Annotated in this window: 20 protein-coding genes and 1 pseudogene; 9 read left to right on the top strand and 12 right to left on the bottom strand. The window is 70.1% G+C overall.

Annotated features, from left to right (window positions below):
• Window positions 1-1,099: 1,099 nt before the first annotated feature.
• Together tap and tpg are read left to right on the top strand one after the other, a co-directional pair.
• A complete protein-coding gene (tap, locus tag ACFYPC_RS33755; protein ID WP_391890773.1) occupies window positions 1,100-3,349 on the top strand; it encodes a telomere-associated protein Tap in 2,250 nt (749 codons plus the stop codon).
• A 12-nt stretch (window positions 3,350-3,361) separates the two neighbouring features.
• Window positions 3,362-3,925 (top strand): telomere-protecting terminal protein Tpg, encoded by a 564-nt coding sequence (tpg, locus tag ACFYPC_RS33750; protein WP_391890770.1) that lies wholly within the window; start codon window positions 3,362-3,364, stop codon window positions 3,923-3,925.
• Window positions 3,926-3,998: 73 nt separating this feature from the next.
• Here the strand turns inward: tpg and ACFYPC_RS33745 are convergent.
• Window positions 3,999-4,202, bottom strand: a pseudogene (locus ACFYPC_RS33745) (IS110 family transposase); the annotation flags it as partial.
• Window positions 4,203-4,276: 74 nt separating this feature from the next.
• A complete protein-coding gene (locus ACFYPC_RS33740) occupies window positions 4,277-4,735 on the bottom strand; it encodes a hypothetical protein (RefSeq protein WP_391890767.1) in 459 nt (152 codons plus the stop codon).
• A gap of 95 nt (window positions 4,736-4,830) precedes the next feature.
• On the opposite strand from ACFYPC_RS33740, the gene ACFYPC_RS33735 reads away from it, so the two are divergent.
• On the top strand, window positions 4,831-5,403 hold the full coding sequence (locus tag ACFYPC_RS33735; RefSeq protein ID WP_391890764.1) for a putative immunity protein: 573 nt from the start codon (window positions 4,831-4,833) through the stop codon (window positions 5,401-5,403).
• Between the two features lie 62 nt (window positions 5,404-5,465).
• On the opposite strand, the gene ACFYPC_RS33730 is transcribed toward ACFYPC_RS33735, so the two are convergent.
• From ACFYPC_RS33730 to ACFYPC_RS33705, 6 genes are all read right to left on the bottom strand, one after another.
• Window positions 5,466-5,693 (bottom strand): hypothetical protein, encoded by a 228-nt coding sequence (locus tag ACFYPC_RS33730; RefSeq protein WP_391890761.1) that lies wholly within the window; start codon window positions 5,691-5,693, stop codon window positions 5,466-5,468.
• Window positions 5,690-5,935: a hypothetical protein gene (locus tag ACFYPC_RS33725; protein ID WP_391890758.1), complete on the bottom strand. Its 246-nt coding sequence runs from the start codon at window positions 5,933-5,935 to the stop codon at window positions 5,690-5,692. The genes ACFYPC_RS33730 and ACFYPC_RS33725 overlap by 4 nt, the downstream gene beginning before the upstream one ends.
• Before the next feature lie 437 nt (window positions 5,936-6,372).
• Window positions 6,373-7,767, bottom strand: coding sequence for a hypothetical protein (locus ACFYPC_RS33720; RefSeq protein ID WP_391890755.1), 1,395 nt, complete (start codon window positions 7,765-7,767; stop codon window positions 6,373-6,375).
• 196 nt (window positions 7,768-7,963) lie between these two features.
• On the bottom strand, window positions 7,964-9,019 hold the full coding sequence (locus ACFYPC_RS33715; RefSeq protein ID WP_391890752.1) for a fatty acid desaturase: 1,056 nt from the start codon (window positions 9,017-9,019) through the stop codon (window positions 7,964-7,966).
• Between the two features lie 149 nt (window positions 9,020-9,168).
• Complete coding sequence (locus ACFYPC_RS33710; RefSeq protein ID WP_391890749.1) at window positions 9,169-10,074, bottom strand: hypothetical protein; 906 nt, start codon at window positions 10,072-10,074, stop codon at window positions 9,169-9,171.
• Between the two features lie 75 nt (window positions 10,075-10,149).
• Complete coding sequence (locus tag ACFYPC_RS33705; RefSeq protein ID WP_391890746.1) at window positions 10,150-10,929, bottom strand: GntR family transcriptional regulator; 780 nt, start codon at window positions 10,927-10,929, stop codon at window positions 10,150-10,152.
• A gap of 103 nt (window positions 10,930-11,032) precedes the next feature.
• On the opposite strand from ACFYPC_RS33705, the gene ACFYPC_RS33700 reads away from it, so the two are divergent.
• From ACFYPC_RS33700 to ACFYPC_RS33685, 4 genes are all read left to right on the top strand, one after another.
• Window positions 11,033-11,302 carry a hypothetical protein gene (locus ACFYPC_RS33700; protein WP_391890743.1) on the top strand — a complete coding sequence of 90 codons (270 nt, stop codon included), beginning with the start codon at window positions 11,033-11,035 and terminating at the stop codon, window positions 11,300-11,302.
• Complete coding sequence (dapF, locus tag ACFYPC_RS33695; RefSeq protein ID WP_391890741.1) at window positions 11,299-12,198, top strand: diaminopimelate epimerase; 900 nt, start codon at window positions 11,299-11,301, stop codon at window positions 12,196-12,198. Before ACFYPC_RS33700 ends, dapF begins: the two co-directional genes overlap by 4 nt.
• Window positions 12,199-12,624: 426 nt before the next feature.
• A complete protein-coding gene (locus tag ACFYPC_RS33690; protein ID WP_391890999.1) occupies window positions 12,625-12,873 on the top strand; it encodes a hypothetical protein in 249 nt (82 codons plus the stop codon).
• Window positions 12,870-13,241, top strand: coding sequence for a fic family toxin-antitoxin system, toxin component (locus tag ACFYPC_RS33685; protein WP_391890738.1), 372 nt, complete (start codon window positions 12,870-12,872; stop codon window positions 13,239-13,241). The genes ACFYPC_RS33690 and ACFYPC_RS33685 overlap by 4 nt, the downstream gene beginning before the upstream one ends.
• 435 nt (window positions 13,242-13,676) lie before the next feature.
• On the opposite strand, the gene ACFYPC_RS33680 is transcribed toward ACFYPC_RS33685, so the two are convergent.
• Entirely contained in the window at window positions 13,677-14,162 is a 486-nt protein-coding gene (locus ACFYPC_RS33680; protein WP_391890735.1) for a hypothetical protein, read from the bottom strand.
• Window positions 14,163-14,432: 270 nt separating this feature from the next.
• On the opposite strand from ACFYPC_RS33680, the gene ACFYPC_RS33675 reads away from it, so the two are divergent.
• Together ACFYPC_RS33675 and ACFYPC_RS33670 are read left to right on the top strand one after the other, a co-directional pair.
• On the top strand, window positions 14,433-14,990 hold the full coding sequence (locus ACFYPC_RS33675) for a hypothetical protein (RefSeq protein WP_391890732.1): 558 nt from the start codon (window positions 14,433-14,435) through the stop codon (window positions 14,988-14,990).
• A gap of 302 nt (window positions 14,991-15,292) precedes the next feature.
• Window positions 15,293-15,778 (top strand): hypothetical protein, encoded by a 486-nt coding sequence (locus tag ACFYPC_RS33670; protein ID WP_391890729.1) that lies wholly within the window; start codon window positions 15,293-15,295, stop codon window positions 15,776-15,778.
• Between the two features lie 143 nt (window positions 15,779-15,921).
• Here the strand turns inward: ACFYPC_RS33670 and ACFYPC_RS33665 are convergent, their stop codons facing one another.
• From ACFYPC_RS33665 to ACFYPC_RS33655, 3 genes are read right to left on the bottom strand one after another with little or no spacing between them, the layout of a single operon-like run.
• Window positions 15,922-19,119 carry a Helicase associated domain protein gene (locus tag ACFYPC_RS33665; RefSeq protein ID WP_391890726.1) on the bottom strand — a complete coding sequence of 1,066 codons (3,198 nt, stop codon included), beginning with the start codon at window positions 19,117-19,119 and terminating at the stop codon, window positions 15,922-15,924.
• Between the two features lie 25 nt (window positions 19,120-19,144).
• Complete coding sequence (locus tag ACFYPC_RS33660) at window positions 19,145-19,804, bottom strand: hypothetical protein (RefSeq protein WP_391890723.1); 660 nt, start codon at window positions 19,802-19,804, stop codon at window positions 19,145-19,147.
• Window positions 19,801-21,060 (bottom strand): hypothetical protein, encoded by a 1,260-nt coding sequence (locus ACFYPC_RS33655; RefSeq protein ID WP_391890720.1) that lies wholly within the window; start codon window positions 21,058-21,060, stop codon window positions 19,801-19,803. The genes ACFYPC_RS33660 and ACFYPC_RS33655 overlap by 4 nt, the downstream gene beginning before the upstream one ends.
• Window positions 21,061-21,569: the final 509 nt, after the last annotated feature.

Raw genomic sequence — 21,569 nt, 5'->3', positions numbered from 1 at the left:
ACAACCTCCAAAACCTGGGGGCTATCATCACAAAACCGTTTGGCCTGCGCTGGGGGGGGGGGGGGCGCACTCCCACCGGCCACGCCCCCCCACAGCGTGTGAGGAGTCGCGTGATTCCCCATCAACGGGCGTTGAGCCGTTGTAGCCGAGCGCCTGCTGTGACTGGCGAGGGCGAACCGACCGCTCTGCACGCCCTGGGCGTGGCCCTGCGGGAGAGGTAGGTGGGGATCCACGCCTCTGTGTCGCCTGCCACTGTGTGCAGCACGGCGGTGCCGGGCGGGAACATCCGGTCGGCCACGATCCATGCCACAGGCATGACGGGCTTGTCCTGCGGCATCGTCGTTTCTCCCCGTACGCGGCCCGGTCGCCGCCCTCTGCTGACCGGCATTCAACAACCTGCGAGCGAGCATATGCGGAGCGCTCACCGCCGAGGGAGCGAACACCGGGCCCGCTCTCAGGCCAGGCCGAGGGCGACGGGCCAGGGAATTAGCAGGTGGTGACCGCACCCGACCAGCTCGACGCGGTACCAGCCGGGTGCGTCGTCCTTCTGGACGACGGGCATCCGCATACCGTCGGGACGCCGTCCGCAGGCCGGGCACGCAGGCCACCTGTCCTCCGTGGCCGCCGGCGGCCGAGGGCTGGAGTGTCCCGCTGGGCACAGGCCGCGCCAGGCGGCCGCCGAGTCGTCCGGCCTTTCCCGGACCAGGGCCGTGATCCGGGCCCCGCAGCCGCAGCGAGGGAAGCGCCGGCCCATGGGATCCCGCACGAACACGGCGGAGGGCGAGGGGAGCTGGGCCACGGGAAGGACGGTACGGGGGATCAGGGCGGCGCGCAGGTCTCCGGGCAGACTCGGCGGACTGTCGGGGTTGATCGGCAGGAACGAGAACCGGCGCTGTGCGTGGGCCAGATCTTGGGCTCGAGACGACGCTTCACATGCCGGAGATCTCCGAGACTGCCCGGGCATTACAGAGACAGGACATCTGTTGTTGCTGCCCTGCCCCCGGAGCGACATGATCAAATAGGTCATGTTCGCCATACGTACGCCTTTGGTACGTTGTTTGTACGGTTCACGCTATACTTGAAAGACAGGAGGTGTTTCATGTCCGAATTGTTCGACCGGGTCGACGCACTTGTTGCGTCCCGGTCCCCGCTGCCGCCGCCGGTGGAGCGCAAGCGGCTGCGTATCGCGCACGGCCTGACCCTGGATGAGGTGGCCGAAGCACTGGAGGTGCGTCGGGCGACGGTCAGCGGCTGGGAGTCCAGTACCAAGGCGACCGAGCCGCGGGGCAAGGAGCGTGAGGCGTACGCGCGGCTGCTGGAGCAGCTCGCGGAGCTCTACCCCGCCACCCCTGCGGCGGAGAAGGCGGCCCCGGCTGCGGTGCCGGACATGTTCACCAACCCGCCCATCCCAACTCCGGAAGCACGGACTGCAGCCGCAGGCGCCTCACCGAAGGCTGCGGCCATGGCTGTTTCCGAGAACACCCAGTCCCGCCCTGCCGCCAACTCCACAGCTCCGGCTACCCAGTCGGGTCCGGCGAACACCGCCAGGCTGACGTCGACGTCACGCCGCCCGGCCGCGCGGAGGGCCGCACCCGCGAACACACCGGCCGGTTCCGACCCGCGCTTCGCCAACGGTCCGCTCGCTGTCGTCGACGTCGACGCCGACGGCCAGGTCCTCGCGTACTGCGTCGGCGGCCTGGTCCTGGACGTGTCCGCCAAATCCGTCCCGGCTCTGGTCGACTGGACTCTCACGGAGGCCAAGCTCGGTCAGCCGAAGCTGTCCGGGCCGGGCAAGGACGCCGACCCGCTGATCGTGCTCACCCCGTCCGCGCTGGAGCGCTACGGCCTGCCGGTCGCCCTCACCGATGAGGAGCGGCTCGCCGGGCGGATCCCCGAGGGCCACAAGGTCATCAAGCAGCTGGTCCGCGCGGAGTGGAAGCTGACGAAGCGTGGGTTCGGGCCGTGGGCGAGGATCTACCGTCCCGCCACCGGTTCGGAGCGGGCCTGCGTCCAACTGTGCATCCCGTCGTGGAACGCGCTCGACACCCGGCACTGGGGTGAGGCCGGGCAGCTCCCGCCGGCGGAACTCGCGCGCGTGCTGGGCGTGTATGCGTCCCGGGTGATGACGCCGCGCGGCTCCACGGCGGTGACCGGTCTGGAGCTGATGACCGCGCTGCACCCGCCGACCCGCGCCTCCGAGCCGGACGCCGACGGCAAGCGGCACTCCGAGCACAACCCCGGCAGCCTGGGAAAGGACCCGGTCGACTGCGCCCCCTGTGAGGCCCCCGACGGGCACCCGCTCCTCAAGGACTTGCCACGCTTCCACGTGCGCGGACCTGCGGAGAAGCTGTTCGAGGAGGCGTACGACTGGGCGCGGCCAATGACGGATGCCGAGTGCACCCTGCGGCACCTGGTCGGCATCGACGTGAACATGGCCTTCGCCGCCGGCGCCAACGGCCTGGTCGTCGGCCTCGGCGCGCCGACGCGCGTCAAGGCACCGGTGTTCGACGCGAAGCTGCCCGGCTCGTGGCTGGTCGACCTGTCGCATGTCGACCTGTCGAGGGTGAAGGTCGGCAAGGACAAGTGGGCGGACCTGGACGCGAGTCTGCTGCCCAGCGCGTTCACGCCGAAGGGCGAGCGCCCCGAGGGCCCGGCCTGGTACGCGACGCCGACCGTGGCGTACGCGGTGGAGCTCGGCTACGACGTCGCGCCGATCGAGGCGTACGTCCGTTACGAGAGCGGCCGCTACCTGGACGGCTGGTACAACCGGCTGCGCGACGCGTACCTCGCCACGATGGCCGACCTCGGTGTGGACGCCGACCTGTCGCCGGCCGACTTCCTTGCCGCGATGGACGGCTACCGCGGCCGTGACCCGGAGCTGGCGATCGTCGCCTCCGCGGTCAAGGCGACGGTCAAGGGCGGCCTGGGCAAGCTGCGCGAGCGCCCGCGCGGTGAGGGCTGGCGGCCGGGCGAGCCGTGGCGTGCCCTGTCCCGCCCGACCTGGCGGCCCGACATCCGCGCGGCGGTCATCTCCCGCACCCGGATCAACCTGCACCGCAAGATCGTCAAGCACGCCGCCTTCACCGGGCAGTACCCGATCGCAGTCCTGTCCGACTGCGTCGTGTACGCGGCCGACGGCACCAGCCCGCTGGACTTCCTGCCCTACCGGGACGGCAAGCCGCTGCCCGGCGGCTTCAAGCTCGGCATCAACCCGGGCCTGGTCAAGCACGAGGGCACCCAGGACGTCCTGTGGGGCGAAGAGGTCCGCGAGCGGTTCAACGCCCCGGAGCTCAACCTCGCCCGGTACATCAAGGACGGCACCGTCACCGACGTCGACAACGGAGAGTAGGAGAAGGCAACGATGAGCCTGTTCGGGGACGGACTGGAAGCCGCGGTGCAGAAGGCATTCACCCGCCCGGCGCCCAAGAGCGCGGGCCCGCAGATGCGGCACCTGGTCAGGCAGTTGGGCGGCACCAAGCCGGTCGCCCAGATGCTGCGCATCTCGCAGCGCACCGTCGAGCGGTACGTGAAGGACCAGATCAAAAAGCCCCGCCCGGACCTCGCCGCGCGCCTGGAGCGCGAGGTGAAAAAGCGCTGGCAGCCGCAGATCCGGGCCAAAGCCAGACAGAAGGCGGCGACCACCGGCGGCATCGTCATCGACACCCGCGCCCGCCTCGGCTACACCGCGCCAATCGGGACGACGGACCAGGACCGTATCCGGCACCTGACCGTCGCCCTGCCGCCCCGCTACGCCGCCCGCCTCTTCGACGCCCAGGAGGCCGGTGCCACCGACCAGCAGCTCCAGCAGATCGCCGCCGAAGCGCTCAAGGAGGTGTACTTCCAGGACAACGGCCGCCGCGCCGGAAGCCTGGAAGAGGTGCGGTTCACGGACATCGAGCACATCGAGTTCGGCCTGGAGCACTGACGTCAGGTGCTTCAGCTGAGGCGAGGTCGGCGGCGGTGTCCCGGTCACCGCGGGCTGCGTAGATGCGTGCGCTCGCGGTCTCCTCATCGAGGGCCATCACCCCCTTCGCGAGGCGGACCACCATGGCGGCCGCCAGCTTCGCACCGGGCAGTGCGGTCACCTGGGCCTGGGCGGCTTCCACCGCCGTCTTCGCGAGCGCGGCGGCGCTGCGGACCTTGCGGTTCTTCAGCCACGTGGCGGTACGGGCAGCTCCTGCGCGACGGATCGCGGCCGGGGACATGGTCGGGCACCATCGCCACATGCCTGACCTTCATTTCTCACCTGAGGGTCTGTTTGTCTGCTCCGTCGTGGTTACTCCGTGGCCGCGAGAGTGAGTGGGTCCAGGTCGGCGAAGTGGTAGTTGAGGAAGGCGGCCAGGATGGAGAGGACGGCTGCCTGTCGGCCGGGTGGCTGCTGCCTGACTTGAGCCCAGGCTCGCTCCGGTTCGCCGCGCATGCTCAGTTGGATGATGTCGTGCGCCAGCATCATCATCGGGTCGTTGGCGGCTTTGCCGACTGAGATGACCTGCCCGTCGGGCCGGGTGTCGCCGGCCAGTATCCGGCCGGCGACCTCGAAGGCGGCGCGTAGCTTTTCCTCGTTGCCGCGCAGCAGGTCCAGCAGGAGTGCGGTGTTGGCCTTCCGGCCGGTCTCCGGGTCCACGCTCGCCATCCGGCACAGTGTCGGGATCACCGCGCGCTGTGCCGGCAGCACCGCGGCAGTTTCAGCGGCGAGAGCCAGGTCGTTTGCTTGCTTCTGGGTCAGGTCGGGCATCCCCCCAGGGTAGGGAATGGCGGCTGGTGTCCGTAGCAGCAGCCCGGAGGTCCCCTGCCACCTTGCTGTCCAGCGCAATGCTCGAGGATGGGTTCATGGCAGAGGACGAGAGCGAGATTGCTCTGAGTAAGCAAGACCTTCGGGGGGTCACCGCGTTCGCTGCGGCGTGCGCGGAGGTGGTGCTCGAGATATTCGAGGCAGATCAGCCTGACGACTCGCGGCCTCGGGACGCTGTCGGTGCCGCGTGGGATTTCGCCCGGGGTGGTGAGCGAGGGAAGTCTTTGCGCGACACAGCGTGGGCGGCCCTCAAAGCAGCCAAGAGTGCGGACACTGCGGCTGCGCGTGAGGCAGCTCGGGCAGCGATGTCTGCGGCCGGCGCCGCGTTCTTGCATCCGCTGGCCAAGGCCACCCAGGTCAAGCACATTCTCGGAGCCGGCGCTCACGCGGCCAGAGCGGCCGAACTCGTCGCCGGCCACAGTCCGGGCATTGGCGCCGAACACATTGAGCGAGCGGTGCATCGTGCGACACCGGTCGTCGTGGAGGTACTCAAACGCTTCCCAGCGGCACCAGGTGGCGGTGGACGGGTTGGTGAATTGATTCGCATGCTGGACGCTGACCTTCGTTCCGGAGTCGTCCGGGGTGAGCGCCTGCGCGCAGAGCCGTTCTGAGCTGCGGGTTGCCCGGCCAGTATGACGCCGCCCTGGTGTCCGCTGGACCGATGGCCCGGTCTTCACATCCGTGCGGTGGCCACGTAGGAGTGGGTCGGGCCGTGGCCGCTGGCGACGGCTGTCCACCCGCCTTGGCGGGGCAGGCTGCCGTGCTCGGAGAGGTAGGTGGGCATCCACGCCTCCGCGTCGCCTGCCACCGTGTGCAGCACGGCGGTGCCGGGCGGGAACATCCGGTCAGCCACTACCCACGCCATGCGCAGCGCCTCGGACATCGACGGGATCTGCGTCACCCGTGCGTGCGTACGCTCCGGGGCACCCCGCCCATCACCGTGACCTGCCACTGGGTGCCAGTCCGTACGTAGTCGGCCAGCGCTTTGGGGCCGTTCGCCATCCGGTCGTGCGCCGCGGCCGCGGTGGCCGTGGGAGGGCCCGTCAAGGTCACCATCACCCCGGGCACCGCCTCGACATGACCCTCCGGCACCTGGCCCAGATCCCTCGGCCTGCGCGGCTTGTTCGCTCTGTCCCGTCCCATGCCCAGTTCAACGAGCGGCGTCGCCTCTTGGGTTCGGCTGCTGTGCGGATTGCCCGTTGATCAGCTACTTTGTCTGGACCCGTCCGGTCCAACGTCCGTGCGGCACAAGGGACTTAGTCGGTTTCTCCCGGACGTGTGCTGGACTTGGTCCGAGCTGTTGAAGGCAGCGGCCCCTGAACAGCCCGCGAGCCCCGGACCTGGCCTGGTCCGGGGCTCGCTCGCGTATCCGCGGGGGTCGGATGGTCCTGCACGCGATGCCGCGCTCAGTGCCCGTTTCCTGAACCCCCGGGGCTGATGCCTCTTGCAACGATTGAGTAGTAGTGGACGAGTACCCGCAGGACTTCCGTGGCAGCTCGCCCGGAAAGGACTGATTAAGCCAGCCGCCTGCGGCCGGCACGAGCTCTGCCCTGATCCTGGAGGTCCGCGCACAGCGTTTGTCAGCTGGGCCGCCGGGAACGGCGCACTTTCCGCAGCCACCGTCCCAGAGCCGAGTCACGGCCCTCCTCCCCCAGCGCCGGGGGAGGGAAAGGCGGAAGTGGAGGAAGCGGGGGCTGTGCGGGACGCGGTGGCGCTAGCGGGCGGGGCTCTGCTGCGGGCTCGACGGGATCCTTCGGACCGCCCTGTGACGCCTCCGGATGCTCCGGTTCCGGTTCCGGTTCCGGTTCCGGTTCCGGAGACGGTGCGGGTGGGGACGGCGGCGCGGGAGGTTCAGGCTCCGGCTCCGGCTTGGGAGGTACGGCGCGGGTTGGTTGTTGGGCCGCGCCGGCGGCATATCCGCCAAGAATGATCTCGGCCAGGTCTGGATGTTCAGTGCGGGTCGGCGGCGCGGCCGGGGCGGCGTGGTTGGCGCTACGGCCGGGTTCCGGCTTCGGCCGGCGGGGGAGGGGTTTGGGGAGATCCACTGTGGTGCCGTCGGTGTCCCAACGGGCCACTTGCCAGGGCTGGTTCACCCACAGCTGCAGCTCGATCCAGCCCTTCCTCAGTGCCCGTACCGGGTCGTCGGGGAAGAGCTTCCAGTAGCCGTATCCGAGGACCTGTCCGGACCTGGTGGTGGCGCCGATCCAGTCCGGCCGGTGGGAGCGCACGGCGACCTTCAGCTTTACCGGTTTGCCGTCGATGCGGACGGGGTTGCGCGCCACGTACATGACCACGTACGTGTCGTGGCTCTCGCCGACAGCATCCGCTGTGCTGACGGGCCCCCATACCGCGTGGGGGATCGCTTCGGCAGTGCCGTCGAGGAGCGCCTGGGCGAGCTGGTCGGCGTCGGCGCGGCCGCGGCAGAAGTCGTTCCATTCGATGTTGCGCGTGCCGTTCGGGGCGACGGCGGCGAACTCCGCGGCCACCTCGTGGGCCTGGTCGAAGTCCTGCAGGATCTGCACGATGCGGCGGGCTGAGGCGATTGCCTTCCCGGCCTGCTTGCTGGTCGCCCGCGGCCCCGATCCGCCCGTACCGCCGGGGCGGGCGGGCCCGCCCGGCTGGCCCTTGCCCTTCCCGCTCGTTTCAAGGTGGTCGAGCGGCGGGCAGAGCAGCCGCCACTGGCCGGCACGGCGCACCACAGTGCCGGCCGAGTTGTCGACGAGGTTCTTTCCCCGCTGGTCGAGGTCGTACTTGCAGTCCGGCTTGTGCGGTTCGATCTTGAAAAAGTGGGAGGTGCGACCGTCCGGGTCGTCGGCGTTGCCGTGCCGGGCGCCCACGCGCGTTCCGCAGCCCCCGCACTTGAGGGGGATCACGTAGTGCGGATGCGGCTGGCGGTCGATCTCAGACGGCTCGTAGTCGTCATCCCGGGCGTCCTTGACCCACGGAATGCGCACCCCACGCTTCTTCTTCGCCACGCGAATCTCCCCACCAGCAGCTCACCTTGTGGTGCTCTCTCCTTGATCTTCCCCCCACCAGTCGGGTCTGCTCGTCGACTTGGGCCCGGTCAGCACGATGCCGCAGGCCTCGACGGAGGTGCAGGGCCAGTTGCTGCAGACATACGAGTGGCTCCGAACCGCGTGGTATTGGTTCGGAGCCACTCGTATGCCCGCTCTATGCGGTTGGGGTCCGGGCCGGCCCTGCCGCCGGCAGGAGCGTGGCGGCTGTGCCGTCGACCAGGGCTGCACGGTGTCGGCGGGCGACCGAGTCGGCGCCAACCAGCAGCGCACCCGGTGTGAAGTGCGGTGCGGCGAGGTGGCGGTCGAGCGCGGGCAGGTAATTCCAGCGGACGGCGGGGTGGGCGGAGTGCGCGTAGTGGTACAGGTCGCCGTACGGGAGCCACGTGGAGGCGGCGATGGCGGCCAGTGCGCGGTTGCGCGGATACAGGCGCAGGCAGCGGCCGGCCTCGACTTCGGCGGGGCTGCCCGTGCGGTGGTCGGGATCGAACCAGGTGTGCTCCACCAGCAAGCTCAGCCAGGCGAGTTGCGGGTAGAGAAGCAGCTGCGGGATGAGGAGTCCGAACAGCAGGGCGGGCCAGCCGCCGGCCAGGTACGCGGCCGCGGCGAGAGCGGCCGGGACGGCGGCGCGGTGCCAGGCGCCCGGGCCGCGCAGGCACGCCGCGATTCCGGCGACGGTGGAGTAGATGCCGCGCGGCGTGAGTGGGTGGATCAGCGCGGCCGCGAACTGGGGGCCGGTGGTGCCCAAGCGCAGGCCGGCTCGGCGGAGTTCGGCGAGGTTGGGATCGCTGTCCAGGGTGGCGTTGGGGTGGTGGTCGCGGACGTGACGGCGGCGGCGCACGGCGACGGGCCCGAGCGCGAGGGGGTGGTGGACGAAGGCTTCTGCGAGGAGCCGGTTGGCGCGGCCGGTCCGGGCGAGGACGCCGTGGACGGCGAAGTGGCTGGTCTCCTGCAGGTGGCGGAACTGCACGGCGATGCCGGCCGCCGCGGCCGCGGCCAGGAGCGGCCCGTGGGCGGCGAGCGTCCACCAGCCGATGACCTGCACCCACTGTCCCGTCAGCAGCAGGAGCGGCGTGAGGTTGTTGGCGCGGGTGCGCTGGAGGGCTATCAGATCGGCGGCGTCGGCGGCTTGGGGCCGGTCGCGGGCGAAGTGCACTCGGTCGGCCTGGCGGAGTGCGACGCCGGCGGTGACCACGGCTAAGGCGAGCAGCATGACGTTCCCCGTGCGGACATGGGGCGGGCAGATCCCCGCCGGTCGTCACGCACGGTACATCTAGTGAACTAGATTGCGTCGAGGGATATCCCCACAGCGAAACGGCCTCCGCCCCGGGCGGAGCGGAGGCCGTGCGGTGATCGGTTGGGCTAGAGGGCGTCGACCGCCGAGGCGGCGCGCGCCTCGTCCCAGGTGCCGGCGTCCAGCATGGGGCGGGCGGTGGATTCGTATGCCTGCAGGGCGCGGGGTGCGGAGTGGGCGCCGCTGCCCCAGACGCTTTCGAAGCGGTTGCGCCAGCGGTCGATGCCCTTGAAGTACACCGAGGAGCGGCCCTTGGTGTAGTCGGCGTCGCCCTGTTCCTCTTCGACCAGGACTGCGGCGCCGGCGAAGACGACGTAGTCGACGGCCTCGTCGGCGCGCAGCCGGTCGCGTACGGCGAGACCGCAGGTGACGCCGATGTCGCGGTGTCGGCCGATGAGTTCCAGGAGTGCTGCCGCGAAGTCCTGCTTGAGCAGGTCGTCGCGGTAGGCGATGAAGAGGCGGTTGATGCTGCCGCCGGCCTCGGTGAAGCGGCGGTTGGCGGCGATGTATTCGCGGCGCTGGTTCAGCAGCTGGGGGTTGGTGGTCAGGTCGGCGGCGAGGATCTGGGAAGGCTCGGAGGCCGCGTCGCTGAGGGTCGTGACCAGGAGCGCGGACAGGCGGGGGACCTCGCTGGCGTAGACGCGCAGGTGCCCGTCTGCGATCTCGCTGTAGTCGGATATGAGCTCGCGCTCGAGGTGGGCACGGACAAGGTCGTAGTACCGGGCGTCGTCCATGGCCTTGAGGTTATTGGCCCGGCGCAGGTGGATGTAGGCCCGGCGCGTCCACAAGTGGCCGGCGGCCAGCACCAGGATGAGCACGCCCTGGATGACGAGGAGCACTTTGAGGTTGACGCGATCGACGGCCCAGCCGATCATCGGCGTGACGAGTCCGGCGATACCGATCACGGTGCCGAGCACGGGTGAGCCGAGCCCGTTGGTGATCCTCGTCAGCGGGTCGCGCCGCTGGTCCGGCATGAAAGTTCGCCCCCTTCGGCGGCCAGGCGGCCGCCCGTGTGTCCTGCCCGGCCGGCCTTAAGCGGCCGGGCGCTGTCAGGTGCCCGGCGTGGCCAGGGTGATGTCGTACTCGATGTCCCAGCGGTCGGCTGGGACGAAGATGTCTGTGGTCTCCACCGCCCGGCCGCCGGTGTCGTAGTGGGTGCGCTCGATCAGCGTGGCCTGCGCCCCGGTCGCGATGCCCAGCACGTAGGCCTGGTTGCGGTCGGCCTGGACCGGGCGCGGGCGTTCAACGGCCCGCACGACGGTGATCCCCAGATGCGCCATGCGGGCGATCACCCCCGTACCCGCGAGGGGACCACCCTCGGGCAGGACGACCACGGTGCCGCCGGTGATCGCCATGGGCTCCCAGCTGGTCGCCAGCATCCCCGGCTGCCGGTCCGCGAGGAACTCGTAGACGGTGCGCACGCACGGGGCGCCGGGCTGAACACCCAGGCGGGCAGCGATGGCCGACGGTGCGGGGACCTTGGCGGTGGAGTCCGCCTCCCAGGTGCCGGTGAACCCGGCCGGGGCGATCCCGGCCTGGCCCGCCCCTGGCGGCGAGGTGCGGTAGAGCGTGCGGCGCACAACGGGCGAGCGGACATAGGTGCCTGAGCCGGCCCGACCTTCCAAAAGCCCCTCGGAGATCAGCAGTTCCTGCGCCCGGCGCACGACGTTCTCCCCGACTGGAACCCGAAGGGCTTTGCTGAACTCGGCGGCGAGCTCGCCACGGGAGGGCAGACGGTCACCCGCGCTCCATGTGCCGTCGTCAATGCGGCTCCGGATAGCGGCCGCAACCTGCAGATACGGCGCGCCTGCTGAGCTGGAGTCAGCCATTGCTCCCCTCGGGCGCGTTGTCAGCCAGTACGCATTGACAACCTAGTCCACCAGCTGAAAGCTAGTTAACTAGAAGTGCTCTGTGTGACACCTGGTTGATCGAATGCGAGCCGCCGTGGACCACGACCGCCAGCAGGCCGCGATCGATGACGCCACCGCACAGCTCGCCGCCCTCGCCGGCACCCAGCCCCGCGTTATCCATGAGCCCGGCGGCGCCATCCGCATCGAGACCGACGTCACCGAGGAACTTCGCTCCCGCTGGGAGCAGTTGCTCGCTGTCCTCGACGAGGGCACTGCCTTCGGGCTCACCGACACCGACACCGGCCAGATCGCCTGGCTGACCTTTGACTCAGGAGAAACCTTCCGCTCATGACCGCCCTCGTCGCGCGTCCCGCCGTACGGCCCTTCGCCAAAGGGCACGGCGCCGGCAACGACTTCCTCGTCCTGCCCGACCCTCACGGCCGCTTCCCCCTCACCGCCGCCGACGTCGTGCGCCTGTGCGACCGCCGCACCGGCATCGGCGCCGACGGCATACTGCGCGCCGTACGCTCCACGGCCAGCTCCGAAGCCGCCGCCATGGCGGCCGATGCCGACTGGTTCATGGACTACCGCAACGCCGACGGCACCCCGGGGCAGATGTGCGGCAACGGCATACGTGTCCTGGCCCGCTACCTCGTCGACGCCGGACACCGCCCGCCCGGCGCTTTCACCCTTGCCACCCGCTCCGGCGTGCGCACCGTGCACGTCCCGCGCCGCAGCGCCGACTTCGACGGACCGGTCACTGTCGACATGGGCCAGCCCCGGCTGCCCGGCCCGTCAGGCATCACCGTCTCCACGGGAACGCGCTCCTGGCCGGCCCTGCACGTCGACATGGGCAACCCCCATGCTGTCGCCTTCGTGGACGACCTCAGCCACCCCGGCACTCTCACCTCGCCGCCTGTCGTCCACCCGGCCGGCGCCTACCCCCACGGCGTCACCGTCGAGTTCGTCGTCCGCCGGGGACCGAATGATCTCGCCCTGCGCGTCCACGAACGTGGTGTCGGAGAAACCCGCGCATGCGGCACCGGCGCCTGCGCGGCCGTCGCTGCTGCCCTGCAGGCCAGTCCCGCGACCGCCACCTACACCGTCGACATGCCCGGCGGCCGGCTCTGTGTGGACGTCCTGGCCGACGGCTCTATGCAGCTGACCGGCCCTGCCGCGATCGTGGCCCACGGCACCGTGCGCCTGCAAGGAGCCGTGCGAGAGCCCGAAATGAGCGAGCAGCCGTAGCTTCCAGCTGAGGGCGGGGGCCCGTACACGCCGGCACCCGCCGAACAGGGTTACCTGTGACGGGTCCGTCTCTCTCCGCGGGATCTGAGATTCAGCTCGTCCGGGCGATGTCCAGCCGGACTCGAACGCCGCCGCTGTCGCCCCCAGCCTCAGAGTGTGTGAGTACTTGGCCGGCGCCAACGGCGCTGGCCCTGACGACGGCGAGGACCCGCCGTCGGGATCAGAGCGACCCCGTGGTCCATCGGATTCCTAGTGCTTCCAGAGCGGCTGTCTGTTCGGAGGCGAGGCGGCCCTCGCGGTGTCATGCACGCTGGACTGACAGCCAGGCGTCCAGGCGGCGGGGGCGTACGCCGCTTTCTGGGTCCCCGTTTAGAGGTGCGACGCACCACGCCGCTACCACCCTGCTACCATGCGGGGGTGACTTCCATGAAGAAGCAGACGCAGGTCAGGCTGGAGGAGGACGTGCTGGAGGCTGGTAAGGCCGCCGCGCGCGCCCGTCGGCTGGACTTCAACAAGTACGTGGAGCGGCTCATCATCGAGGACACCACAGGTGCCCGCGCAGCCGGGATGATTGCTGCCCAGCGGCTCCTCGACGAGCACGGCGCTTTCCTCGACGATCTGGAAGAGCAGTTCGACGCCCCGTACGCCGATCCGCAGTCGGGTGCTGCCGCGTGATCTTGCACGTCGACGAATCCTGGATCCTCGAAGTGGCAGAACGAGCCGGGCACCGCGACCCGGCCCCCGACGACTACGGCGTGCCCATCGCCGCCGTCGCCCGCCACCGGGGGGAACTCCTCGACACCCCCGTCTACGGCGGCCCGTACGCCCGCGCCGCCGCCCTGGTACACACTCTGGGCCGATGCCGCTGGCTGGAGCGCTCCAACCTCACCGTCGCCTGCGCCGCCGCCGTCATGTATCTCGAGGCCAGCAACATCCCCGTCAACCCCACCCGCGAACAGCTCACCGCGCTCGCCCACGAGCTGAACAACCCGCGCTGCACCGCCGACCGGATCGCTTCCTTCCTGCGTACCTGGAAACCCTAAGTTCCGGGGCGGAAGTGCACTCCGGCCGGATCCTCTGCATCAGGCCGGGCACATCGCCCATTGTCGTGACCGCAGCGCTTGAGGCCGCGACGACGACACCTTCTTGATCGCTCAACTTACCCTCGCCCAGTACGAATTGAATCGCTCGTCCAAGGACAAACGGTACGGGCTGAGACGACCCGCCGCGCCTGTGTTTCCCGCGAGGACGTGCACGCCCTCGCGGCGTGACTCTGTTCGGGGTGTTGACGTGAACCCACACCGCAACACCTGTAAGCCCGCGCGGCACGGCCTTGCCTCCTGAAGGCGGGAGACCCCGGACGACGGCCCGGGGTCTCCCGCATGGGGTGAGGCGTTCCTCAGCGCTGCTGCGCCTTCCAGCGGATATTGCGGCGCGCTGTGCCGGGTTGCGCGGCGGCCGGGCCCGCCGTGCCGCTGTCATGCCCCCGGGCCGCCGTCGGGCCCCCGCACGCTGCTGCCCCACAGGGCGGTCTGGCCCGCCACCTCGGGCGCCGGCGTGAGTTGCTCGGGACTCGGTCCGCGGACGTCGCGGGGATCGGTGCCGTTGGCGCCGGTGAGGTCTTGGGACACCCGGCTGTCCAAGGCGATCACGGCCGCGTCGATCCGGGCCCACTGCTCATCGGTGAGATCGGGCAGCAGAGGCCGCAGATGATGGAGGGCGAAGGCGACGATGCTGTTCGCCGTGCAGTGCAGAAGGTTGGTGACGGCGACGGAGTGCGCGTCTTCGTGGAACTCCCTGCCGCCGGACAGGACGTAGGCGTTCTCGTACGCGTTCGAGGCCCGCTCGCTGATGGTGTCGTGCGCGACGGCCCGCACCCCCGTGAGCCAGTCCTCGGTGAACAGCATTCGGGCGATCGCGTTCCTGTGCACGGTGGTACCGGTGGCAGTGGTGACGTCTTTCATGCCCGCTCAACTCCCGGCTCCGTGACTGGGACACGCTGTCGGCAAGTGGTGCGACGGCAGAGAGGGGACCCCGGATCGCCCCGGGCGACTGAAGGCTGTCATCGATGCGAGGCCCTGTGTCCTGTCCCTTGGTTGGTGACTCTTTGTGAGGTGTCAGTGGGTCCGGGCTCTTTGTTGCTGCGGCGCGGTGGGCATCGCTCTCCGGGTGTGCGGGAGTTCGGCATTCTGGATGTCGCCATTCGGGGCCGGCGTCATGAAACGCTTCTTGGCGTGAGCGACGAGTTTAAGCGCGACGAGGGCCATGACTGTCCGATGTCCACGCCATCCGCCCCGGTGCCGGGGGCGCAGCCCGCTCCGGCCGCCGCCGACGTGATCCCGGCGCAGCCAGCCGGTGCCGCGGAGTTCCGCGGTCACCTGTTCCGCCTGGTCGAAGCGGGAGCTGGCCAGGTAGACCTCTCTTCGTTCGCTGCCGCCCTCGACAGATATGTCGAGGCCGTGACAGCCATCGATACCCAGGTCCTGGAGGAGGCCGACCGCGAGTGTGACGAGCACGTCGCCGCCGGCCGCGTATTCATGCAGGCGGCTGAAGACGCGCAGGCGTGGGGCCGGCAGGAAAGCGACCGGGCGAGCCGGTACCGTGCACGCCTGGATCGCGTGGTATCCGAGTGCGAGACGCTGATGACGCAGGTCTCAGGCCTCAGCCCCAGTGCGCTCGCCGGGCGTCGGGAAGCGGTTATCCGCATCCGTGAGGCAGCCCGGCCCGTCGGCAGCCGCAGCGGTGTGGCCCACCAGTTGCGTCTGCCCGACCCGATCGAGGAACCGAAATGACCGAGCAGCTCAAGAGCGGCAGCGGCACCCAGGGTCCCATACCGCCCGCGCCCGGAAGACCTCACCCGCGCTGCCCGTGACCTGCCTGCCCCACCGCTGTGAGTGGCGAGCAGCGCCGGCCCCCGGGCCTCCCCTTCTCGTGGGCGCCGGCTGCGCGCTCCACGTCGGCGACCAGGGCGCGGGCGATGCTGTTGCCGCGCGCCGTGAGGGAAGTCCGGCATCGGCTCCGGCAGCGTCCATGTCACGTCCTATCCCTTTTTCATCTGGCCTGTCCGCTACCCGAGTGGCTCATACTGCTGGCCATGACGATTCCGCTCGGCACCCGCGTGTGCGTGATGACTGCTGCGTTGCTGGCCTGCGTGGTGGGTAGCGGAGCTTGCTTCGGGTTTCTCCTGGGCGGCTGGGTGGGGGCCGTGGTGGGCGCGGTTGCCGCCGCCGTGGGCGAGGGGTTCGGAATGCTTGCCCGCCCCTGGCCCGCGGTGGCCTCCGTCCAGGCTGTCAGGGGCGACGGTTATGCGGAAGGGATCGCCGACACGGTCCTCTTGAGTATCGCGATGTACGAGGCTGCGGTCTTCCCGCTGACTTGTGACGGGGCGAGCGTGGAGGAACAGGAAACCCGTCGCACCGTCGCGTACCGGCTCTCCGCCTATAACGGCCTGCCCCGTTCCGTTCGGGTGTCGGCGGCCGCCGCGTTGGAGGCCCTTGATGAAGGCCTGGACGCCGAACGTGCTCGGTCCGCGGTGAAAGAGTTGTCTCTCGCGGTTTACGACTCCCGCGGCCGTCGTTGAATTCTGGGCGCGGAAGACCTCATCCGCGCTGCTCGTCAACTGCCCCACCGCTGCGAGTGGTTGGCCCACTGCGAGCAGCACAGGCCCCCAGGCCTCGAAAGGCCCGGGGGTCCGGCGTGGCGGGGAGGGGGCAGGAGGCTGTCTCAGTAGTCGTCCCGTTCGGAGGGCGGTCCGTACTGCTCGATGAGGTCGCAGGTGCAGGTGCCGCCCTCGTACACCGACTTGTCGCACTCGTCATGGTGGTCCTGCTGCGGCAGCGGCAGCGGCTGCGCCGGGACGGGACGTGCGGTGGCTGAGGCGGGCCGGGCGGGGGCGGCCCGGTCGGCGGTGCGGAATTCGGTGTCCACGACGGTGGAGGCGATTTCGTCCTTGCGCCACTTCTCGGGGGAGTTGTGGTTCACCAGCCCGCCCGCGTAGGCCATGCGCAGCAGTTCGGCCTTGGTGTGCTTGCGCATCAGCTCGTTCATGCGCCGCGCCCGCGCCGTACCCCGCGACGTCTCGCGCTCTTCCGCGGTCACGGGGTCGCCCTGGTCGGGGTATTCCTGTGCCTGCTCGCCCGACGGCGCGGGTTGGACGGGAGCGTCGCGCACCGGTGCCGGGCCCCCGGACGGGGCCGGCACCGCTGCCTTCGCCCAGGGCACGCCCAGGGCGGCGAGGGCAGCCTGTTGTTCCGGGGTGAGCTTGTCCCACCTCGACTTGGTGTTCGAGACCCATACGCCAAGCTTCACGGTCACCGGCTCTGCCTCGCCGTCGACCGCGATCTGCTCGCTGTGCCCGCGCGGCGCTGGCCGGTGGGCGCCTTCCCGCTCCACCCACTGCGTGAGGGCCGCAAGGCCTCGGTGGAACGCCTGCTCCGCCTTGCTCTGACCGTTCGCCGCACGCTTCGCTGACGGGGCGGGAGACGGTGCCTCAAGCGGCTTGACGCCCAACTGGGACAGCCGCTCCTGTTGCTCGGCGGACAACTGCGCCCAGGTACTCGCCTCGCGTTGCCGTGCGAGCCACTTGCCCAGGTCGTCCCCCTCGAACAGGACGCCCGGCTGGATGGCCGGCAGGACGCCGTCGGCGTCGACCAGGTCGGCGAGGACGCGGTAGTGCCGCTGCCAGTCGAGCGGCCATGGGCAGTTCCAGTCCTCATCGATCGCGGCCAGCTGCTGCGCGCGCTCCGCCGCCCGCTCCGCGTCCTTCCCGAGGCCGCCCTTGCGCCGGAGGTTGGCGGCATGCTGCCCGACGGGCACCATCGCGTCGCCCTCGCCCCACACCGCGTCCTGACGCGGGGCCAGGTGCCCCATGGCTCGCCGGTAGGACCGCAGCGCGGCGAGCTTGGTCTCCCATGCCTCTTCGCCGGGCTCCCACACCATCCCGGCCTCCGGCGCGTCCAGCAGGGTCTTGCGCCGCTCCTCCAGTTCACCCGCCCGCAGCGCCTTCCTCTGCTGGTGGACCCAGCGCCCGAGCGGAAAATCTTTCGTCACCCCCACTTCGGCCTCTACGTCGTAGGGAACGGCGTAGAGGCCGGTGATCTCGTTCTCCTTCCGCCAGCGGATGAGGGCCTGGTAGCCCTCCAGCCACACCAGGGACTCCGGCCGGTACACCCTCGTGCGCAGGAACGCCGCGATCGTCGCCGTGTCCCGGGGAGAGGAGAAGTGGAGCAGGGCAGACTCGGCAGCGGCGTCGGTGTCGTCCTGCTCCTGGTCCTCGCCGTCGCCCTCGCCGCCGGCCCCGATGATCTGCCCGTTCGCGTCACGTCGGACGTGGACCTTGCGCTGCCCGCTGGTGAGCGCGCGGGAGGCGAGCTGCTCAACAAGTCGCTCATCGTGCGAGCGCAGGCCCTGCAGAACGGCTACAAGGGGGCGGAAGCTGGCGCTGGCGACCATGTCGGTGGGGTCCTCGCCGGGCTCCAGGAACACCGGCACGATGATCCTGGCGATCTTCGTGCTGCCGTCCTTGTTGAGGCGGAGCGCGCGGCCGATGTTCTGGACGATCTCCACCTGGGAGCCGCGGGTGTCCGCGAAGCAGATCGCTTCGACACCGCGGTCGCCGGTGATGTCGACGCCTTCCCCGAGGACGCGAACGCTGGCGAGGAACGCGCGGTGGACCCGGCGGTCGGCTGCGTCGATGCCGCCTGCGAACTGCCGGAGCACCTCACGGCGTTCGGTGACGAGGTGGTCGCCGCACAGCCATGCCGACCAGACGCGGTCCGGGGGTACGTGGCGGCCGGCCTCGAGTTCGTAGAACCGCGCGTTGACCGAGGACTTCGGCAGTTTGTCGGCGGCGGCCAGGTCGTCGTCGGAGGCGTCGTTGACGTACAGCGCGGCAGCGGTCTCGGGCAGCTTGTCCGCGAACGCGGCGGCCTCCTCCACCTTCTGGTGGAACGTCATGACCGTACGCAGGTTGTACGCCGCCGCGTGCTCCAACAGGGCCGTCTGCAGGAGCGCCAGGCGCCGGCCCCGCCGCGCCTCCTCCGACTCGCCGAGGACCGGCGAGGGATCGCGGATCTCCAGCACGTCGATCTCGAACCCGGCGAGGATCTCCCGCTCGATCGCTTCGCTCAGGCCGAGTTCTGCGAGCCATGCGCCGTACGTGCCGTCCGGGTCGTCGGCCATGCTCGCGATCTCCAGCTCCTGGCCGTCCGCGCCCTTCTGCGGGCGGGCCGCGGCGAGGATGCGCGGGGTCGCGGTCAGGTAGAGCCGGAAGTCGGCGGGGATCCGGGTGTTGTCGTGGATCGCCGCCCACGGACGGCCAAGATCACCAGCGGTGCCGTGCGCCTCATCCACGATGGCGAGGTCGAACGGGGCCATCTGCTGTCCGTACAGGCGCTCTCCGCCCGTGAGGGCGGCCTCCAGCGGCCCGCGCGTCTTCTTGCGCGTCTTACCGTTTCCGCTGTTCTGCCAGGGCCCGTAGGGGCGCTCCTGGTCCTGGAGGGCCGCGTAGTCCTCGCGGTCCACGAGGGAGGCGTACGTGGCGAACACGATGACGGGCCCGCGCCCGGCCCACAGGGCGAGCTGGATCGGGTTGGTGGTGGTGCGCACGCCCAGCTCGTTCAGCACCGGGTCGTTCTCCAGCGAGCACACCGCGGCCATGGGGGAGCGGTGTCCGACCGTCCGCCATGCCTGGGCGGTCTGCACGAGCAGGTCCAGGGTCGGCACGGTCACGAGGATCCGGCCGTGCGGGAAGCACTCCAGCGCGCTCGCGGCAGCCATGATCGTTTTGCCGGAGCCGGTCGCTGACACGATCGTGCCCCGGGCCCCGCGAGCGGGCACGGGGGATCTTGCGGGGAATCCAACCCATTTCCGGAAACTCGACTTCTGATCGATCTGGTGTTTCTTCAGGTGGATCTCAGACATTTTTTTCACCTCCTGTCGGGGAATTTCAGGCAGCTGTATGGGGGTGGTTGTAGGGCGTGTTGTCGATCCATCGGCGGGCGTTGCAGAGGTGCCATCCGCCGGGGTCATCGCCCTCGGGTTTCATATCCGGGTCGTAGTGGCCGGCGTCGCGAGTGCACCGGATGACGTCGCCGGTGGAGTATTCGATCGTGCGGGCGTTGCACAGGGATGTGCTCTCGCCCAGCATTTCCCTTACCTGGCGCCACTGCATGGTGTGTGGGTGGGTCCGGTGCAGGGCCTGGCGTGCGAATGCCCGCAGCTTTTCCAGCTCTGTGGCTCCCTCCGGTGCCGGTTTCCCCGCCCGGCTGCGGGCGGCCGAAGCCGCACGCCCGCGGGTCTGGGACAGCTGGTCGGCGGTCCGCAGCAGGACCGCGCGCACGGCGGCTGCACCGTCAGCCCAGCCCGGCGCGCAGGCCTCCCCGCCGGCTTCGGGAGCCCGGACACCTCGCTCCGCATCACTGAGGGCGCGCGCCACTGCGCCGGCCTCGATCGCGGACACCAGCGCATCGGCGTCGCCGGGCTTCAGACCGGCGGTCTCCAGAAGCGCGTAGGCACGGAGCCGGGCATTCCTGGCGGCTTTCCGGTACTCCTCGGCCCGCTGTTCAGGATCGCTGTTCAACTGAGGTTCTAGCGGAATTCTGCTCATCGCCCGCCGTCCTTGTCACTCGTGTCGTACAGCCAGTTGTGCTGAAGCCTTTCGAGGGCGGTTTCCTCCCAGCCCTCCTGGGACCAGATTCCTTTGAGCCAGAGGGGGGTGTTGTCGATCCTCTGGCACAGTGCGTAGCAGCCGGGCAGGTCGATCAGCACGACCTCGCCCGCGAACGTGCTGTCGGGCCCGTAGCGCTGCCACAGCCGCTCCAGCCGCGCCCGGTGCTCGTGCAGGTACGTCTCCAGGGTCTGCGGGTAGGTGTCCCGCTCCGCCATGCGCACGGTCCGCAGGGCGATGCCCACGACCTCCCGGGCCGACTCCTGGTCCCACTGGCCGGGGCTGGTGCCGGTCACGGCCGCGTAGTGCTGTCCGCAGATGTCCAGGACGCGCTCGACGAGTTCCGCCGGCGCCTCGCCTCCCTCTGCTTCGCGGGCCGGAGGCCGGCCCCCGCTCACCGGCTGCGCATCGGGACGGTCCCCGGTACGGACGGCTGCCTGGAGGTTCAGGCCGTAGTGGTCCAGGTAGGCAAGGAGGAACAGGGCCAGGGCGCGGCCGGGGTCGCTGGCGTGCTCGATGTAGGGCTGTTCGCTGGTCCAGCCGAACGTGGCCTGGTGGGGCCGGGGATGTACGCCGGGGGTATGCGGATCAGGGAAGACGACAGCGCGGGTGAAGAAGTCGTCCAGGCGGCTGAGCAGGTCCGCGTCCGGGCTGTCCGGCTCACGGCCGCGCACGGTGGCGGTGGCGTTCTCCAGGATGATGGTCAGGTACCGACGGCGGGCCTCCTCCCGCTGCCGGAGCTTGCTGTCCGGGCTCTCCTCGACTACCTCCACCACGCGGTACAGGCCCTGGTCACCGTACACCCCGCCCGCCTTCTCCAGCGCCTTACGCACCTTGGCGACGGCCTCCTCCACCGACCGCCCGTAGGCGTAGTGCGTCAGCATGGACGCGCCCCTGTGCTCTGGACCGGTCCGCTGCGCCACGATCCGGTAGCGGATCAGCTCCGGGTCCAACCCCGCGGCTTCACCACTCTCGCGCTCCTGACGCTCCCGCTGCGCCTCACGCCAGCGGTGCACCTCCGGGTCGCTCTCAGGGGAGTAGGTCTCCCACCCGTCCTCGGTCATCAGGGTCCAGATGCGCTTCAGCTCATTGCGCCGGACCGCCGCCAGCCGGTCCTCCGCACCGAGCGGCCCCGGCTGCTCCTCCCGATTCTCCAGGCCGCCCTCGGCCACCCAGAGTTCGTGAATCTGCTCCACCGTCAATCCGGTAACCTCACGATGAATTTCCTTCCGACGTGCCTCAAAGCGCCTTTCGAATCCCAACGCATTCAATGAGTCCTCGCTTCCCAAGCCCCGGTCCAGACGACTAGGGCGTGTCCCGTGTTTTCGCCAACGGTACATGCTGCATCAACATGATGCACGCGGTACGCTAGAACCCACACGAACGAGCGACCCCCACCCCTCGCAGCCAGCCCGGCCCGCGTCAGCGGGCCCCAAGGTTCTGGAGGCGCAGCCGGAAGGACCGTCAGACGGGGGAGCGCAGCGGACCCGGCCCAGGGGGCGCGGAGCGCCCCCCAACTCCCGTACTGGAGGCCCCACCAGCCGCACCTGACATCCCGCCAGTCACGGCCGCGCACCGCGCGGCCAGCCCCACCGGTCACCGGAGCGCAGCGGAGGGGACCGCCCTCGCATCGCGAGGGCCAGCGGGAGCGCAGCGACCGCCCCGCTTGCACATCGCGCAGCGATGTGGTACCCGCTCCGCGGGG

This window comes from Streptomyces sp. NPDC005808 (assembly GCF_042871385.1).
Taxonomy (GTDB): domain Bacteria; phylum Actinomycetota; class Actinomycetes; order Streptomycetales; family Streptomycetaceae; genus Streptomyces.
The sequence above is the reverse complement of the archived record's forward strand: the minus strand, read 5'-3'. Positions and strand labels throughout refer to the sequence as shown.

Excerpts from the sequence above, each read along its gene's own strand:
- tap (WP_391890773.1), top strand. The coding sequence starts at position 1,100 with ATGTCCGAATTGTTCGACCGGGTCGACGCACTTGTTGCGTCCCGGTCC.
- dapF (WP_391890741.1), top strand. The coding sequence starts at position 11,299 with ATGACCGCCCTCGTCGCGCGTCCCGCCGTACGGCCCTTCGCCAAAGGG.
- ACFYPC_RS33700 (WP_391890743.1), top strand. The coding sequence starts at position 11,033 with ATGCGAGCCGCCGTGGACCACGACCGCCAGCAGGCCGCGATCGATGAC.
- ACFYPC_RS33705 (WP_391890746.1), bottom strand. The coding sequence starts at position 10,929 with ATGGCTGACTCCAGCTCAGCAGGCGCGCCGTATCTGCAGGTTGCGGCC.
- ACFYPC_RS33690 (WP_391890999.1), top strand. The coding sequence starts at position 12,625 with ATGAAGAAGCAGACGCAGGTCAGGCTGGAGGAGGACGTGCTGGAGGCT.
- tpg (WP_391890770.1), top strand. The coding sequence starts at position 3,362 with ATGAGCCTGTTCGGGGACGGACTGGAAGCCGCGGTGCAGAAGGCATTC.
- ACFYPC_RS33670 (WP_391890729.1), top strand. The coding sequence starts at position 15,293 with ATGACGATTCCGCTCGGCACCCGCGTGTGCGTGATGACTGCTGCGTTG.
- ACFYPC_RS33740 (WP_391890767.1), bottom strand. The coding sequence starts at position 4,735 with ATGCCCGACCTGACCCAGAAGCAAGCAAACGACCTGGCTCTCGCCGCT.
- ACFYPC_RS33715 (WP_391890752.1), bottom strand. The coding sequence starts at position 9,019 with ATGCTGCTCGCCTTAGCCGTGGTCACCGCCGGCGTCGCACTCCGCCAG.
- ACFYPC_RS33710 (WP_391890749.1), bottom strand. The coding sequence starts at position 10,074 with ATGCCGGACCAGCGGCGCGACCCGCTGACGAGGATCACCAACGGGCTC.
- ACFYPC_RS33660 (WP_391890723.1), bottom strand. The coding sequence starts at position 19,804 with ATGAGCAGAATTCCGCTAGAACCTCAGTTGAACAGCGATCCTGAACAG.
- ACFYPC_RS33735 (WP_391890764.1), top strand. The coding sequence starts at position 4,831 with ATGGCAGAGGACGAGAGCGAGATTGCTCTGAGTAAGCAAGACCTTCGG.
- ACFYPC_RS33680 (WP_391890735.1), bottom strand. The coding sequence starts at position 14,162 with ATGAAAGACGTCACCACTGCCACCGGTACCACCGTGCACAGGAACGCG.
- ACFYPC_RS33725 (WP_391890758.1), bottom strand. The coding sequence starts at position 5,935 with ATGGGACGGGACAGAGCGAACAAGCCGCGCAGGCCGAGGGATCTGGGC.
- ACFYPC_RS33665 (WP_391890726.1), bottom strand. The coding sequence starts at position 19,119 with ATGTCTGAGATCCACCTGAAGAAACACCAGATCGATCAGAAGTCGAGT.